The organism is Nocardia sp. JMUB6875, from assembly GCF_041154655.1.
Taxonomy (GTDB): domain Bacteria; phylum Actinomycetota; class Actinomycetes; order Mycobacteriales; family Mycobacteriaceae; genus Nocardia.
In genome coordinates, this window is sequence record NZ_BAAFGR010000011.1 from 12,133 (window position 1) to 28,035 (window position 15,903).

Annotated in this window: 11 protein-coding genes; 5 read left to right on the plus strand and 6 right to left on the minus strand. The window is 69.0% G+C overall.

The window, feature by feature from the left end; genetic code table 11:
• Nucleotides 1-151 precede the first annotated feature (151 nt).
• Nucleotides 152-5,971 carry a pentapeptide repeat-containing protein gene (locus tag ACAM49_RS04655; protein ID WP_369634196.1) on the minus strand — a complete coding sequence of 1,940 codons (5,820 nt, stop codon included), beginning with the start codon at nt 5,969-5,971 and terminating at the stop codon, nt 152-154.
• Nucleotides 5,972-6,048: 77 nt separating this feature from the next.
• Here ACAM49_RS04655 and ACAM49_RS04660 point away from each other — a divergent pair, with 77 nt between their 5' ends.
• A complete protein-coding gene (locus tag ACAM49_RS04660) occupies nt 6,049-7,275 on the plus strand; it encodes an SLC13 family permease (protein ID WP_369634197.1) in 1,227 nt (408 codons plus the stop codon).
• On the opposite strand, the gene ACAM49_RS04665 is transcribed toward ACAM49_RS04660, so the two are convergent.
• On the minus strand, nt 7,272-8,165 hold the full coding sequence (locus ACAM49_RS04665; protein WP_369634198.1) for a hypothetical protein: 894 nt from the start codon (nt 8,163-8,165) through the stop codon (nt 7,272-7,274). The genes ACAM49_RS04660 and ACAM49_RS04665 overlap by 4 nt on opposite strands.
• 151 nt (nt 8,166-8,316) lie before the next feature.
• Between ACAM49_RS04665 and ACAM49_RS04670 the strand changes: the two genes are divergently transcribed.
• Nucleotides 8,317-8,751, plus strand: a complete 435-nt coding sequence (locus ACAM49_RS04670) for an SRPBCC family protein (RefSeq protein ID WP_040802700.1) — start codon at nt 8,317-8,319, stop codon at nt 8,749-8,751.
• A 10-nt stretch (nt 8,752-8,761) separates the two neighbouring features.
• Here ACAM49_RS04670 and ACAM49_RS04675 read toward each other — a convergent pair whose 3' ends face one another.
• A complete protein-coding gene (locus ACAM49_RS04675) occupies nt 8,762-9,112 on the minus strand; it encodes a VOC family protein (protein ID WP_369634199.1) in 351 nt (116 codons plus the stop codon).
• A gap of 13 nt (nt 9,113-9,125) precedes the next feature.
• Nucleotides 9,126-9,935, minus strand: coding sequence for a MerR family transcriptional regulator (locus ACAM49_RS04680; RefSeq protein ID WP_369634200.1), 810 nt, complete (start codon nt 9,933-9,935; stop codon nt 9,126-9,128).
• 100 nt (nt 9,936-10,035) lie between these two features.
• Between ACAM49_RS04680 and ACAM49_RS04685 the strand changes: the two genes are divergently transcribed.
• Both ACAM49_RS04685 and recR read left to right on the plus strand, forming a co-directional pair.
• Nucleotides 10,036-10,368 carry a YbaB/EbfC family nucleoid-associated protein gene (locus ACAM49_RS04685; RefSeq protein ID WP_369634201.1) on the plus strand — a complete coding sequence of 111 codons (333 nt, stop codon included), beginning with the start codon at nt 10,036-10,038 and terminating at the stop codon, nt 10,366-10,368.
• 16 nt (nt 10,369-10,384) lie between these two features.
• A complete protein-coding gene (recR, locus tag ACAM49_RS04690; protein WP_040802590.1) occupies nt 10,385-10,993 on the plus strand; it encodes a recombination mediator RecR in 609 nt (202 codons plus the stop codon).
• Between the two features lie 355 nt (nt 10,994-11,348).
• On the opposite strand, the gene ACAM49_RS04695 is transcribed toward recR, so the two are convergent.
• Nucleotides 11,349-11,990, minus strand: a complete 642-nt coding sequence (locus ACAM49_RS04695) for a hypothetical protein (protein WP_369634202.1) — start codon at nt 11,988-11,990, stop codon at nt 11,349-11,351.
• A gap of 16 nt (nt 11,991-12,006) precedes the next feature.
• Nucleotides 12,007-12,225: a hypothetical protein gene (locus ACAM49_RS04700; protein WP_369634203.1), complete on the minus strand. Its 219-nt coding sequence runs from the start codon at nt 12,223-12,225 to the stop codon at nt 12,007-12,009.
• Nucleotides 12,226-12,354: 129 nt separating this feature from the next.
• Here ACAM49_RS04700 and ACAM49_RS04705 point away from each other — a divergent pair, with 129 nt between their 5' ends.
• Nucleotides 12,355-15,903: a DUF2126 domain-containing protein gene (locus ACAM49_RS04705; protein WP_369634204.1), complete on the plus strand. Its 3,549-nt coding sequence runs from the start codon at nt 12,355-12,357 to the stop codon at nt 15,901-15,903.

The following is a 15,903-nucleotide window of genomic DNA, read 5'->3' on the forward strand; positions in this document are numbered from 1 at the left end:
GGCCAGCAGGGAAGCACCGGCGGGGCGGTTTTCACGCATAGTTTGCATGCGTGTCGGCAGTCCTTACCTGCCCTCCTGTGAGTCTATTCCCCGTCTCGTCGTGATGATTCTTACTCCGGCTAACGATTGAATTGCGCTGTGTCCTGGCCGATCACAGGGGGTCGTCCAGATCCACCGGGCAGATCTCGGCCAGATACGGGTCCAGTTCGCCCGGCTCGAACCGGCACATCCCGATCACGTGCCAGAACTGTCCCGCGGTCAGCCCCTCGGTCTTGTACCGTCCGTCGGGCGTGAATGCCGCCCAGCCCTCGGGCAACCCGAGCAGCGTGGCGCGCAATTCCGGCGCCCCGCCTGTTTCGCCGAGTGACCACAGCATGATCGAACCGTCGTTGCCGCCGCTGGCCAGTACCCGCCCGGTGGGGTCGAAAGTCAAGGAGCGCACCCGGTTTCGATGCCCGTGCAGGGTGTGCAGATGCTTGCCGGAGGCGATGTCCCACAGGTGGATCACCAGATCGTCGCCCGCGGTGGCCAGCATGCCGGAGGCCGGATCCACGGCCGCGCACCACAGCCGCCCGCGATGCAGATCCAGCCGGTGTAGCGGCGGACCGCCCGCGATGCTCCAGATCCGGACCGTGCCGTCCCAGGAGATGCCGGCCACCCGATCCCCGTGGAAGACCACCCCGTAGACGCGATGGCCACCGGAACCGCCGGTGTGGTCCGGATCGGACAGGGTGGTGACCAGGGTTCCGGCCGCCACGTTCCAGACCCGCACGAGTCCGTCATCGCAGCCGGTGGCCATCCGCGAGCCGTCGCCATTGAACGCGATGGACCGCACCCGGCCGCGGTGCTCGGCGCAGACCGCGTGCTCACCGCCGGTCTCGCGGGTCCACAGGGTGACGGTGTCGTCGTCGTTGGCGGTGGCGATGAAGCGGGCGGTCGGGTCGTAGGCGATGGCCCAGACCGGCGCGGAGTCGACGGTGATGTCCCGTTCCGCGACCGCCGCCTCGATATCGAAGACCCGCAGCCGCCCGGCATTGCCCACGGTCACCAGCTGGCTGGGCGCGGTCGGGCTGAAGACCCCGGATTCCAGCGTGACCAGCCCGTCCGCGCTGCCGTGCAGGCGCTTGGCCAGCCGCCCGGTCGCGGCGTCCCAGAGCCGTACGCTGCCGTCGTTGCCGCACCCGGCCAGCAGGGTGCCGTCGGCATTGAAGGAGACGGCGCGCACGTGGCGGCCGTGCCCGGTGAGCGCGTGCAGGCTCGCCCCGGTGGCGGGATCCCAGATGCGCAGCGCGAATTGGTCGTCGGCGACGGCGAGCTGGCTGCCGTCGGGCCGGAAGGCGAAGGGCCAGATGGATCCGGTGTGACCGGTGAGCCTGTGCAGCGGCGCGCCGGTGCGGCCGTCGCGCACGTAGACCGCGCCCGCGGTGTCGCCGGTGGCCAGCATGTCGCCGGAAGGATCGAAGCCGAGCCAGTGCACCCGCGCGCGGCCGTGTTCGGTGCGGGTGTGCAGCGGTTCGCCGGTGCCGGTGTCCCACAGGCGGATTCCGCCCTCGATGTCACCGCTGGCCAGGATGGGCTCGAGCGGATGGAAGGCGACGGCGTACACCACGTCTTGGTGGCCGCGCAGTTCGTGGACCAGGTCGCCGGTGACCGGATCCCACAGCCCCAGGGTGCCGTCCGCGCCCCCGACCGCCAGCAGCGTGCCCATGGGGTCCCAGCAGATGCGGCGGACCGGTCCGTGCGCGCCCTGGAACCCGCCCACCTCGGTGCCGGTGGAAATCTGCCAGATGCGCACGGCCCCATCGTGATACGCGGCGGCCACCCGGTCGCGGTGGAAGGCGATGCTGTAAATGCGTTGCGGCACCCGGTCCGGTGGCGCGAACTCGTGCAGCGGCTCGCCGTCGGGGAGCAGCCACAGCCGCAGCGTGCCGCCCGCGTCACCGGTGGCGAGCAGCGTTCCGGCGGTGTCGGTTTCGAGCGGCCACGGCCATTGCTCGTGACCGGACAGGATCTTCCGGGCCGCGCCGGTGGCGGCGTCCCAGATCCGGACCGTACCGTCGGCGGAACCGCTGACCAGCACCTGCTCGGTGTAGGCGACGGCGAAGGCCCGGCCGCGATGCCCGTGCAGGGTGCGCAGGGTCCGCCCGGTGTCGGTGCCGTAGACCACCACGCTGCCCGAATCGCAGCCGATGGCCACGGTGCCGCCGTCGGGACTGTAGGCCAGCGGCCGCGGCAGCCGCCCGCTCTGGGCGTCGACGCCGTGCTTGACGCCGATTGCGGCCGGGGCGAATTCGGTCAGCGGCGGGGTGCCGGGCACGCGGCCGGATCCGGCCAGATCGGTGCCGATCGGGGCGCCGATCACATCCAGCAGCGCGGCCCGGGTCCAGCGGCTGCCCTCCCCGCGCGCCGCGGTGAGATCGGTGCGGGCCAGCCGGGCGCCGGTCAGGTCGGCGCGGCCCAGATTGGCGCGGGCCAGCGAGGCCTGGTCCAGTCGCGCCCGGTGCAAGCGGGCGCCGCGCAGATCGGCGTGCTCCAGATTCGCGCTGACCAATTGGGCCTCGGTCATATCCGCTCCCCGCAGATCCGTGCCGACCAGCGACGCCTGCTCGAGTTGCGCGCCCGTCAGCCGCACGCCGTGCAGGATCGCGTTGTCCAATACCGCGCCGGAGAGCCGGGTTTCGGTCATGTCGGCACCGGTGAAGTCGAGTCGCGCCAGATTGCGGAAGGACAGGTCCTCGCGCGAGAGGTCCAGGCCGCGCAGGTCCTCGTGCGGGGAGATGCGCAGTCGGGCGGCGATGCGCGCGGCATTGGTGCGGGTGATCTCGTGCGCGGCCGGATCGGCCTGGGTGCGCTCCACCCAGGCGCGCAGCAGCTCCACATCGGCCAGGTCGCAGAGGAATTCGACGGCGAGGGGTTCCAGTTGCGCCTGTGACAGCGGCGCCGGTGACGCGACCCCGTCGGCCAGCTGTTCGGCGATGTGCGCGGTCACCAGCCAGTCCCGCACCGAGGAGTGGATGAACCCGAACTGATTGTCCTCGCCGCGCACGACCAGGCTGCGGGAGCCGAGGGCGTGCACGAACTGCGCGACATTGAGCCGGGTGGCGTCGATCCGCTCGACGGCCGCGTGCGCGACCTCGGTCAGCTCGGTCAGGGTCAGGTACGGGCGTCCGGTCTCCCAGACCCGCAGCGCGAAATAGGTGACCGCCAGCCACAATTCGTCGATCCGGAGCGTCGGTTGCGAGCTGGCGCGCTCGGGCGAGCGCTCGATCTCGTAGTTCAGCCAGGCGGTCAGGATCTCGCGGTACAGCCGGGTGGGGCCGATGATCTGCTGCGCCCCGGCGGCGGTGCGCAGCCGATGCTCGTCCAGATCGGAGATGAAGCTGAGCATGCGCGGATTGCGGGCCAGTTCGAGCAGATCCGGAATGCCGCGCAATAGACGCATTCGGGCGTCGGCCGAGGGCCCGGTGCCGCCGTAGCGGTTCACCAGGAAGGCGTGCACCTGTTCGTGGGTGAAGTTCTCGACGCCGAGGATGTAGCGGTCCGGATGCGGATCCTCCTGTGTCTCCAGGGCATTCGCGATCTGGTCGTAGGACTTGAAGTGCTGGGTGCGCCCCGCCACCACCACCTTGGCGCGGCCCTTGGCCGCCTGCAGCAGGGTGGCCATGTGCTCGGCGGCGCTGTCGTAGTTGAGGCGGGTCACCAGTTCGTCGAAGCCGTCGAACAGCAGCACCACCCGGCCCTGTTCCAGCATGTAGCGCAGGGCGCGCAGATCGATGCGGGATTCGCCGTTGTTGGCCAGGTGCGCGGCCAGCAGGGTGTCGAGCGAGCTGGTGCGATCCAGGTTCCGCAGTTCGATGAGGATGGGGATGAAATCGGCGGAGGTCTCGGTGAGGCGGCGGGTCAGCTCGCGCAGCGCGAAGGTCTTGCCCAGCCCGAAATCGCCGAGCAGCAGCACGAATCGGCCGTCCTCGGCGGTCACCAGCTCGATCAGCTCGGCCACCAGATCGTCGCGCACCTCGCGCCCGCGCGGGGCCAGCATCCGGAAGCGCTGCGGCACATACAGTTCGGCCGCGTAGGCCGGATCGTCGCGCAGCCGGGCCGACTGTTTGCGCACATAGTCGCCCAGATCCGCGAGGCCCTGGAAATCGGCGAAGCTGCGGATGCGCACACCCTCGGCGGCCGCGCGGTCACGCAGCTCACGACCGGGCGCGGGGCCGAGATAGACGAGCTGGGAGCCGGGTTTGGGTTCCGGGCCGAGGAATTCGTCGAGCACCTGTGCGGTCACCTCGCCGACGTGCGCGCCGATGATGAGCTGCTCGATCACCGGATCGGATTTCACGGTGACCAGCAGATACGGCGGATCGGCGGCAATACGGCGGATGCGCGCGCCCGGAAAGCGGACCTCGCACACCTCGGCGAGCTGTTCCAGCAGCAGATCGTGCGGGCGCGACGTCTCGCCCGCACGGAGTTCCGGGCGGGGTGTGACCGGCGGTGGCGGCGGGAGTTCGGGGGTACTGGCCCGGCGCTCCAGCGCGGCAACGGAATTGACCCAGGTGAGCGGCTGCGGGGCCGGAGGCTCGACGGCGTCCGGGCGATATCGGGTCACCCCGGCGGTCGTGATGTGGATGAGTTCGGCATGACCGGCCGGTGGTGCGGACAGCACCGGCAGGGTGCCGCCCGGATGCGCGACCGACCGACCGGCCGGGCCCGGGCCGCGCAGCAGCAGATTCAGCCGGGGACCCAGCCGCCGGAACACGGGTTCGGCGTCGCGGAGCACGCTCGGGTCGTACGGCGAGGTGCTCGGTCCCGGGGCGGGATCGTGGCGGATCACGCCCAGCCGGAACCAGCCCCGCGCCTCGTAGAAGCGCAATTGCTGGGCGAACCAGTCCTTCTGATCGATGCCGATCGAGCCGTAGTCGTCCTCGGCGCGATGGGTCGCCGCCATGGTCGAGTTCAGACCCGCGACCACCAGCCGCAATTCGGGGATGGGGAACAGCGTCCAGGGCTGCCCGACATCGAAGAGCAGATGGTCCAGCCCCCGGTAGAGGGTGTTGAACATCTGCTCGTACAGCTTCAGCTTCGCGAAGTAGGGCGGTTTGGGCAGGCGGTCGTTGGCCTGGCATTCCAGGAGGTAGGCCTCGCAGGCGAGCTTGGAGATGTCGCGATTGCCCGGCACGATGACCAGCCGGTCCGGTTCCAGCCGCAGCAGGACGCGCAGGCCGCCGAGAAACGATCTGGCCTTGTGGAATTCGGTCGGATGCGCGGATTCGGTGAGATCACCGCTCACCACGATCAGGTCGGGCGGCGGGGCCTGCTCGTCGACCAGTTCGGTGACCGTGCCCCACAGGTGCGATTGCAGACCCTCGGGATCGGTGGGGATATCGGTGGCGCGCAGGCCGCGTCCGAAACGCGGCCCGCCGATGTGCAGGATCGACAGCCCGGCGTGGGTCCGGTTCACCGCGCTGTCGCCGGGAAAGTCCGGCGGGGACAGCGGGCGGCGGCCGACCGCCGGGGATTCCGTTGCGGGGGACCAGATATCGTCCGCCCGCGCGTCCGCCGCCCGGCGCGGCGTCCACCGCTCCGACAGCATCCGCTCCACCCGGTCCAGGACCAGCCGCCGCACGTCCGTGGCGTCGCGCACCCCGAGCAGATCCAGGCAGCCGACCCCGCTGGGCAGCCATTCCAGCGAGCACTCGCTGACCCGCACGGCCAGCAGCTTGCCCGGATCGGTGTCCAGCGCGGCCTGCCATTCCCGATTGGCGTGGCGCGAGGACACATAGTTCTGGGTCAGGACGGCCACGACCAGATCCGATTCGCGCACGCCCCGCTGCACGAATTCGCCGTAATTGGTGGCCGGATCGAAATCCCACGCAGATAAGACCGTTCGGTATCTAGCTTCCGCGTGCTCGAGCTGCCAGGCCAGCCAGATGGCCCACCGCTCATCGGCCGGGGAATAGCTCGTGAAGAGCATCCGCGACCCCCCACCCCACAGTGTCACCCGTCCAGTATCCCGCGATCGAACCCGGCCGCGCCTGAGATCATGTCCCAATGCCCGAACAGCCCGAACAGATGGACTCATCCCGGCCGGCCCGGCGGCTGGGCACACTGGACGCCGTCCGGATCGGGGTGCTGGTGGTCGGGTTGCTGTGTGTGGCAACGGGACTGCTGCCGCGGCACGACGCGGCCGACAATATGCGGCGGATCGCCCCGCTGCTGTTGTTCCTGGGCAGCGTGATCGTGCTGGCGAATCTGGCGCGGCGGGCCAAGGTCTTCGATGTGATCGCGCACCGGCTGGCGATCATCGCGGGCGGGAACTACGTCGGGTTGTTCCTGCTGTGCGTGGCGTTCGCGTCGATCACGACGATGGTGCTGAACCTCGATACGACCGCGGTGCTGCTGACCCCCGTCATGATCGCGCTGGCCGTGCCCGCCCGGATTCCGCCGCTGCCGCTGGCCATGACCACGCTGTGGCTGGCGAATACGGCGAGCCTGCTGCTGCCGGTGTCGAACCTGACGAATCTGCTGGCCGCCGATCGGGTGGCGCTCACGGCGACCGAATTCGCGGCGAGAATGTGGCTGCCGCAACTGCTTTCGATCGCCATGACCATGCTGTGCCTGTGGTGGTGGTATTGGCGGCGGGCGCAGCGGGGCACCGATCGATACGTGGTGCCGGAGCCGATCCGACCGGCGGACGCACGCGAGCGGGTGCTGCTGTACGCGACCGGGGGAGCGTGCGTGGCGTTCGTGCTGGCCATCCCGTTCGTCGGCGATGCGATCGGCATCGCCGCCACGGTGGCCGCGGCCATCGCCATCGCGGCCTTCGCGATCTGCGATCGGTCGGCCCTGCGCTGGTCGCTGTTCCCCTGGCAGCTACTGGTGTTCGTGTCCGGGCTGTTCCTGGTGGTGCCGACGCTGTCGCTGCACGGACTCTCGACGGTGATGGACCACCTGATCGGCCGGGATACCGGCGGTCCGGGCGTCTTTCGCGCGGCGGGCGCGGGCGCGGCATTGTCGAACATCGTCAACAACCTGCCCGCCTACACTGCCGGGGAGGCCGTGATCGCCTCCGGTGAGCGAAATCAGCTGCTGGCCTTGCTGATCGGCACCAATGTGGGCCCGCTGGTGACGCCGTGGGCCTCACTGGCGACCCTGCTGTGCCTGGAGTTCTGCCGCAGCCACGAGGTGCGGGTCCCCATGCGCAAGTTCGTGCTGACCGGGCTGGTGCTCGCGGCGGCCGCGACCGCCGCCGCCACGGCGGGACTGCTGCTCACCTAGAACGTATTCACCGGCCGCAGCGCGTATTCCACGATCTCGACCACATCGTCGTCGGTGTAGGCGTGCGGCAGCGGCAGTCCCAGGCTCTCCAGCAGCCTGCGCACCTGCGCGATGGTCGGCTCGGTCGGCGGTCGCAGATCCGCGTCGCGGCTGAGCTGCACCGGCTTGGCCTGCTTGAAGCTCACCGCCAATTCGCGGGTGAAGTCCGGATATTGCGATTTGCCGCGCTCGAACAGCAGCGCCGGGGTCTTCGACCCGCGCTGGTTCATGATCACCACATTGTCGGACATGTCCCAGCGGTAGGTGGACAGCGCCGAGGACAGCCCGAGTTCGATGGTCAGGAACTCCGATTGGTGCCGGTACCAGGCGCAGGCCAGCACGGTGGCATACGACTGCTTGCGAATCCGGTCCGTCGTCCACGGCCGCCCGTTGGCATCACCCTGGGGTTGCAGTGAGCTCCGGTATTGCGCGTCGGCCAGGCACAGCTGCTCGTCGCTCGGATCCAGCACCTCCACCCGCAGATTCAGCAGGTGGCTTTCGTCACGCGCCCGGGCCAGGAAGTAGGGCAGCGTCACCGCCCGCAGATAGGTTCCGGTGCCGCCCTTGTAGATCCAGTTGTCGGTCTCGCGGCGGGCCTGCGCGTGCGCCTGGTCGATCTCCGCGCCGTGCAGCAGCCGCACCGCCGCCAGCTCCTGCACCAGCCGCGCGGTCCGGTTCCGATCGCGCAGCAGGGTGAGTGCGAGCAGGCCCAGGACCAGCAGGATCGCCCCGTTCACCGGGTTCAGGTTGCCGAACTTGTCGAAGGCCTCGACGACGATCGCGACGGCGGCGACGACCAGCGTCAGGACACCGTCGATATTGAGCCGAACCCAGTTCACGAACCGTGTCATCCGCGGTGTCCTCCCCCGAAAGATGCACCCAGAATAGGTGCATCCCGGGGCCTACAGCACCGGAAAACGGGTACCCCGGAGAATCCGGCGCCGCCCGATTCCGGCGTAGCATGACCGAGCGGTAACCCGCGCAATCACAAAGGAGCACATGGTGGGACAGGTCAGCGCCTCCAGTTCGATCGTCGTGGCGGCGGATCCGAAGCGCACCCTCGACGCGATCGCGGATTACGAGAAGGTGCGCCCGGCGATCCTCTCCTCGCACTACCGCGACTACAAGGTGGTCGAGGGCGGGCAGGGCGCGGGCACCGTCGCCGAATGGACCCTGCAGGCCACCGAGAAGCGCTCCCGCAATGTGCACGCGGTCGTCTCGGTCTCCGATTCCATGGTGACGGAACGGGATTCGAACTCCTCCATGGTCACCGCCTGGACCGTGACCCCCTCCGGCTCCGGCTCGCTGGTCACCGTGCGCACCACCTGGAAGGGCGCGGGCGGCATCGGCGGCATCTTCGAGGGCATCTTCGCGCCGCTCGGCCTGAAGAAGATCCAGGCCGAGGTGCTCGAGAACCTGAAGAAGGAACTCGCCTAGTTCTCCCGGCCTAGTTCGGCTGGCCGATATCGAACAGGTTGCCCTCCGGGTCGGACATCGTCGCCCACTTCACGCCGTATTCGTCGAAGTCCGCGATGTGCTTGGCCCCCAGGGCGACCGCGCGTTCGATCTCGTCGCTCAGCGCGCCGCCGGTCAGGTCGAGGTGGACGACGTTCTTGCCCGGATTCTTGTCGGGCACCGCCACGAACATGAATGTCGGTGTGGCGGCGGCATTGTCGATGGTCGCGAAGTGCTCGTTCGCGCCCTCGTCGACCGGGCGGTCCAGCAGCTGCGCGTAGAAGCCCGCCAGCGCGGCGGCATCGTGGCAGTCGAAGACGATATTGCCGAGGGTCAGTGCCATGGTTCTCTCCTTTTCAGAGCCGGCCGATCGGCCAGCAGACTTCGGTGCGGTAGTCGGCGGGCTCGGCGTCACCGGGCCCGACCAGGTAGATCTCGCGTACTGGTTCGGTGAGTGCGGAGTCGTGTTCGGCCACATGGCTGCCCAGCGCGCCATAGGTGCGGTCGAAATCGGTGAACGGTCCCGCGTGCACGGCGACGGCGAACCGGCGGGCCGGTAGGTCGAGAACAGTCCCGGCCTCGAAACGATCCCGATGCCGCGCCTCGATCGGCACGTAGGTGACGACCTCGCCCTCGTCGTATTCGAAGAACTCGGTCGCGTAGGTCGCGCCCCCGGGACCGGCGGGCGCGAGATCGGCGGCGGCCAGGCGCTGGTACATGGAGCCGAAGCTGTACTCGCACCACTCGCCGCAGTCGTCGCGCGTCACCTTCGTGGTCATGGCCAGCACGGGATGGCTTGTGATGGAACGGTATTCGACCGAGATCGCCGCCGACGGCAGCAACAGCGCCTTGAGCGAGGCCACCACGTCGCGGGTGCGCACCAGCTCCGCCTCCATGCGCTCGAGGTGCGCGCGGATCGCCGCGTCCCGGGCCGCCTGATCCGGCGCGGCCATGACCGCCTTGATCTCCGGCAGCGGCATGTTCAGCTCGCGCAGCCGTTTGATCAGGTGCGCCTGGTCCACCTGTTCGGTCGAGTAGAACCGGTAGCCCGAGCTCGGATCGATCGAGACCGGCTCCAGCAGCTCGATCTCGTGGTAGTACCGGAGCGTCTTGATGGTCAGGTAGGTGAGCCGGGAGAACTCGCCGATCGGAACCGTCGCTGTCATGCCCTAAGCGAACACCCTCCAGCGAGGGGAGAGTCAAGAAGATCGTCGCGAGTCGGCGACTAGGCTGGGGGCAATCACCATCCCTCAGGAAGGACGCGCCGTGCAGCCCGGTGAAGGTTTCGACATGCAGGCCTTGATGGCCCAGGCCCAGCAGATGCAGCAGGCCGTCATGGCCGCGCAGCAGGAGATCGCGGAATCCGAGGTCGAGGGCGAGGCCGGCGGCGGCCTGGTGCGCGCCAAGATCCGCGCCACCGGCGAGGTGCTGGAGCTGACCATCGACCCGAAGGTGGTCGATCCCAAGGATGTCGAGACGCTGCAGGATCTCATCATCGGCGCGCTCAACAATGCCATGGAGTCCGCGCAGAACCTGGCCGCCGAGCGCCTCGGCCCGCTGGCCGGTGGTTTCGGCGGCGGCGCGCTGCCCGGATTCTGAGCGGAGGACGGCGTAGGTGTACGAGGGTCCGGTTCAGGATCTCATCGACGAGCTGGGCAAACTGCCCGGCGTCGGCCCGAAGAGCGCGCAGCGCATCGCCTTCCACCTGTTGCAGGTGGAGCCCCCCGAGATCGACCGCCTGCAGGCGGCATTGCAGAAGGTGCGCGACGGCGTGCGGTTCTGCGCCGTCTGCGGCACCGTCTCCGACGGTGAACTCTGCCGCATCTGCGCCGATCCGCGCCGCGACCGCACCATGATCTGCGTGGTCGAGGAGCCCAAGGATGTGCAGGCCATCGAGCGCACCCGCGAATTCCGCGGGCGTTATCACGTACTCGGCGGCGCGCTCGATCCATTGTCGGGCATCGGCCCCGATCAGTTGCGCATTCGGGAACTGCTGACCCGCATCGGAAATCAGGACGACGGCGTGGATGTCACCGAGGTCATCATTGCCACCGACCCGAATACCGAGGGCGAGGCGACGGCCACGTATCTGGTCCGCATGCTGCGCGACTTCCCGGGCCTGAGCGTGACCCGCCTGGCCTCGGGATTGCCGATGGGCGGCGACTTGGAATTCGCCGACGAATTGACGCTGGGGCGAGCCCTTTCCGGTCGCCGCGCGCTGTAGCCGTTAAGTCCAGGTCGGCGGTGCGGGTAGCGCCGCCGGCTGAGGACACGGAATGTGCTGAACGTTTCGGGGGATATCCGCCCCGGCGCCGCTGGCGTGTAAAGCCACTGCTATCGCGAAGGTAGCCGCTAATCCGGCCACGACTGCCAAGCCCTTGCGTAGGGTCCCCGCGCTCATGGTCGGACGTAGCTTCATCTCTCGCTCCTCGCCTCGGTGACTAATGCCATCAAGCCCGGAAACACCTCGTGCAATTAGCCCTGTGTCGATCAAGTGAAAGATTAGCTTTCCGACACACGCGCATCCGTCATTGCCGGGTAGGGCGAGCCGAAATTGAAATCCGTCCGTTATTCAAAGCTCAGAGCGTGAGCCGCTGCCAATCCAGCGCGGCGAATCCGGAACGATCGCCCGTGGCCCAGCCCCAGATCAGATCGGCGACAATTCGCGAGTCGGTCGCGGTGGCGGCGAAATGCTTATCCGCCGACCCTTCCCGGTATTCGAGGTCGTAATGACCATCCGGATGCCGATAGGTCTGGATGTAGACCTGATCACCGGTTTCCACAATGAGATACGGACCGGGCTGTCCCAGGTTCGGAATCCATTCGTCGACCAGTTCTTTTGTCAGATACGGGAACTCACCCGCGCCGCCGTGGGTGACCGCGGCCTCGACCGAGCAGGCCGGATCCAGCAGCCAGGCCAGCTGCGGGTCCCACACGGCGTAGCCGCGCGGGGTCCCCAGCTCGAACAACAGGTTCCGGGTGAACCCGAGCGAGTCGTAGGGCGTGGACACGAACAGCGCGTCGCCCAGCACCGCCTCGGCGGCGGGCGCGCCCAGGAAGGCGTCGATCTCGGGCAGCTCGGCATTGCGCTTGTCGAGCTCGGCCGCGATCTCGCCGACGACGTCGCCGGCCGGTCGGCCGTCCTGCGCCGTCAGATACGCGTCCACCGCTTCGGCGGACGCGGCGGCACCGGAGGGCAGCAGAACCAGGTCGTAACTCACCCGGCCAGGCTAGTTGCTAGCCCGCCTTCGCCTTCCGACCGGTCTCCATCCTCGGCGCGGCGCAGTCACAGCCGCCCGCGACATCGCCGCAGTCGGCCACGAAGACGTGCCGCGCCCGGCCGGTGTCGAAACAGTCGGGTTCGGTGCACTCCACCGGACCCGCGGCGTGCGCGATCAATGTCCCGTGACAGTGGTCGAGGGCCGATTCACACTCCGGGCAGTCGCTTTCGGGCATCCCTTCCTCCTTCACCCGTCGTTACGGTGATATCACCCGGGTGCGACAACTGTGGGAGCTCACCGCGTGTCGCCCGATCTGTCGGAAAAACGCCAGCGTGGTCGGCCCTCCGCGTGGTGAACTGGACGGATGGGGATCAAGGTTTCCCTCGAGCATCGCACCACCTATTCCTTCGACCATCCCGTGCGCGTCCATCCGCACGTGGTCCGGCTGCGGCCCGCCCCGCATACCCGCACCACCATCGAGGCGTACTCCATGCGGGTCAGCCCGGGGAACCACTGGGTGAACTGGCAACAGGACGCGTTCGGAAACTTCCTGGCGCGCTTGATCTTCCACGAACCCACGCCGGAACTGTCCATCGTGGTCGGGCTGATCGCCGATATGGACGCCATCAATCCGTTCGACTTCTTCGTGGAGGAGCAGGCCGAGCAGTTCCCGTTCGCCTACTCGCCGCAGCTGCTCGCCGATCTGGAGCCGTATCTGCGACCGGTCGACGAGGGCGAATCCGGTTCCGGGCCCGGCCCGTTGGTGCACGACTGGGTGCGCCGCCACACCCCGCACGACCGGCCGCGCACCATCGAATTCCTGATCGCCGTGAATCAGGCGCTGCGCCAGGATGTCGCGTACACCATCCGGATGGAGCCGGGCGTGCAGACGCCCGACCACACTCTGCGCAGCGCCCTGGGCTCGTGCCGGGACTCGGCCTGGCTGCTGGTCTCCATCCTGCGCGAATTCGGCCTGGCCGCGCGCTTCGTCTCCGGGTACCTCATCCAATTGGCCCAGGACGTACCGTCTCTGGACGGCCCGTCCGGCCCGCCCGCGGACTTCACCGACCTGCACGCCTGGACCGAGGTGTATCTCCCCGGCGCGGGCTGGGTCGGCCTGGACCCCACCTCCGGCCTGTTCGCGGGGGAGGGCCACATCCCGCTGGCGGCCACCCCGCACCCGGTCTCCTCGGCGCCCATCACCGGCGCCACCGACCCGGTCAACTCCACGCTGGATTTCTCCAACACCGTCCGCCGGATTCACGAGGATCCGCGAGTCACCCTGCCCTACACCGACTCCCAGTGGGAGCGCATCCGCGCGGCGGGCGCGGCCGTCGACGCCCGCACCGAGGCCGCCGGAATCGGCCTGACCATCGGCGGCGAGCCCACCTTCGTCTCCCTCGACGACCAGACGGGCCCGGAATGGACCACCGAGGCCGACGGCCCGGCCAAACGCGAACGCGCCGCCGATCTGGCCGAACGCCTGCGCCGGATCTACGCGCCGACCGGCCTGGTGCAGTACCGCCAGGGCAAGTGGTATCCCGGAGAACCGTTGCCGCGCTGGGAAATCGCCATGCACTGGCGCGATGACGGCGAGCCGCTGTGGCGGCACCCCGAACTCCTCGCGCACCCGTGGCTGCCCTCCGCTCCGGTCGCCCAGGCAAACCCGGAAGTTCGAAAGCCGGTGCGGGACAAGGCCGACAGCGGGAAGCCCGCGGAAGCGCAGCCCGCCCTGATAGCGCAGAGCCCGGTGGCGGCTCGGACCGTCGCGCCGGTCCATGAGGGACACGCGCCGCCGCGGACGAACGGTTCGCCGGGCGTCAGCCCGAAACCCGTCAGCCCGGATCCCGCCGACTCCGTTCCGGACTCGCGGACCGCTCGCTCGATCGTCGCTCATATCGCCCACGGATTGGGTCTGCCCGACAGTCAGGTGCGACCGGCCTACGAGGATCCGCTGCTCCGGCTGGCGACGAAAGCCGCTGTGCCGCAGGGTGAACCGATCCCGCCGGACGAGGATCTCGACACCGCCCGGGATTCGAAGGCGGCCCGCGAGGCCCTGCTGGCGCGCCTGGACACCGCCGTCGGCGAGCCCGCCGCCTATGTGCTGTCCCTCTACCGCCGCGACGACGAGGCCGGATGGGCGAGCGCCGACTGGCGCCTGCGCCGCGGTCGAATCATGTTGACGGAGGGCGATTCTCCCGCCGGTCTGCGCTTGCCGCTGGGATCGATCGCCTGGAACGCGCCGCCGCCGCGCCCGGAGGCCGATCCCTTCGCACCGCGCCGGCCGCTGGCCGCGGACGAGCCGCCCGCGGTGGTCGAATCCGCCGAGCGCGCGCCGATCACCGCGCTGGTCGCGGAGGTCCGCGACGGTCGGCTGTTCGTATTCCTGCCGCCCATCCCGGAATTCGGGGCGTACTGCGATCTGGTGCGCCGGGTGGAGGAGGCGGTGGTCGCGGCCGGGCAGCCGGTCGTGCTGGAGGGGTATCCGCCACCGGTGGACGGCAGGCTGCACACGCTGTCCGTCGCCCCCGATCCGGGCGTGATCGAGGTGAACGTCCAGCCCACCTCGAGTTTCGAGGAGCAGTCACGGCTGCTCGACACCCTCTACGAGCAGGCCCGGCTGGCACGGCTGAGCACCGAATCCTTCGATGTGGACGGCACCGACCGAGGCACCGGGGGCGGCAATCACATCACGCTGGGCGGCAGCACGCCCGCGCGGTCGCCGCTGCTGCGGCGGCCGGACCTGCTGGTCTCCATGCTCACCTACTGGCAGCGGCATCCGGCGCTGTCCTATCTGTTCTCGGGCCGCTTCATCGGACCGACCTCCCAGGCGCCGCGCGTCGACGAGGGCCGCGAGGACTCGCTCTACGAACTGGAGATCGCCTTCGCCGAGATCGCGCGGCTGAGCACCGCGGGCGACGATCCCGACGAGCCCACCGCCCCGCCCTGGGTGGTCGACCGCGCACTGCGGCACCTGCTCACCGATCTCACCGGCAACACCCATCGCGCGGAATTCTGCATCGACAAGCTCTACAGCCCGGACTCGGTCCGCGGCCGTCTCGGCCTGGTCGAGTTGCGCGGTTTCGAGATGCCGCCGCACTTCCGCATGGCCATGGTGCAGTCGCTGCTGGTGCGGGCACTGGTGCTGCGGTTCTGGGAGCGGCCCTACACCGCGCCGCTCATCCGCCACGGCGCGAATCTGCACGGGCGCTATCTGCTGCCGCATTTCCTGCAGGCCGATATCGCCGAGGTCGCGGCCGATCTGCGCTCGCACGGTATCGAATTCGATACCAGCTGGCTCGATCCGTTCTCAGAGTTTCGTTTTCCGCGCTTCGGCACGGTGGTACTCGGGGATATGGAAGTCGAACTGCGCGGCGCGATCGAACCGTGGAACACCCTCGGCGAACAGACCACGGCATCGGGCACCGCCCGCTACGTGGACTCCTCGGTGGAGCGACTGCAGGTGCGGGTGACCGGGGCCGACCGCGATCGGTACGCGGTGACCTGCAACGGTTTCCCGCTGCCGCTGGTCGCGGCCGGGCGGGCCGACGTGCAGGTGGCGGGTGTGCGGTATCGGGCCTGGCAGCCACCGGAATCACTGCATCCGACGATCACCGTGGACGCGCCCCTGGTCTTCGACGTGATCGAACTCGAGACCGGGCTGTCGCGCGGTGGCTGCACCTATCACGTGAGTCATCCCGGCGGCATGTTCTACGCCGGGCCGCCGGTGAATTCGGTGGTGGCGCAATCCCGGCGCAATCGGCGATTCGAATCCACCGGGCATTCTCCGGGTCCGGTCGATATCGCCGATCTGCGTGCCAAAATGGCCATACAGGCAACGGACGTCGGTGCGCCCGGAATCCTCGATCTGCGCCGGGCGCGGACCGTCTGGGGTCTGGCCGGCGATCGGTGA

Bases quoted from the DNA above. Each gene is read 5' to 3' on its own strand.
- ACAM49_RS04655 (WP_369634196.1), bottom strand. From the start codon at position 5,971: ATGCTCTTCACGAGCTATTCCCCGGCCGATGAGCGGTGGGCCATCTGG.
- ACAM49_RS04660 (WP_369634197.1), top strand. From the start codon at position 6,049: ATGCCCGAACAGCCCGAACAGATGGACTCATCCCGGCCGGCCCGGCGG.
- ACAM49_RS04665 (WP_369634198.1), bottom strand. From the start codon at position 8,165: ATGACACGGTTCGTGAACTGGGTTCGGCTCAATATCGACGGTGTCCTG.
- ACAM49_RS04675 (WP_369634199.1), bottom strand. From the start codon at position 9,112: ATGGCACTGACCCTCGGCAATATCGTCTTCGACTGCCACGATGCCGCC.
- ACAM49_RS04680 (WP_369634200.1), bottom strand. From the start codon at position 9,935: ATGACAGCGACGGTTCCGATCGGCGAGTTCTCCCGGCTCACCTACCTG.
- ACAM49_RS04700 (WP_369634203.1), bottom strand. From the start codon at position 12,225: ATGCCCGAAAGCGACTGCCCGGAGTGTGAATCGGCCCTCGACCACTGT.
- ACAM49_RS04705 (WP_369634204.1), top strand. From the start codon at position 12,355: ATGGGGATCAAGGTTTCCCTCGAGCATCGCACCACCTATTCCTTCGAC.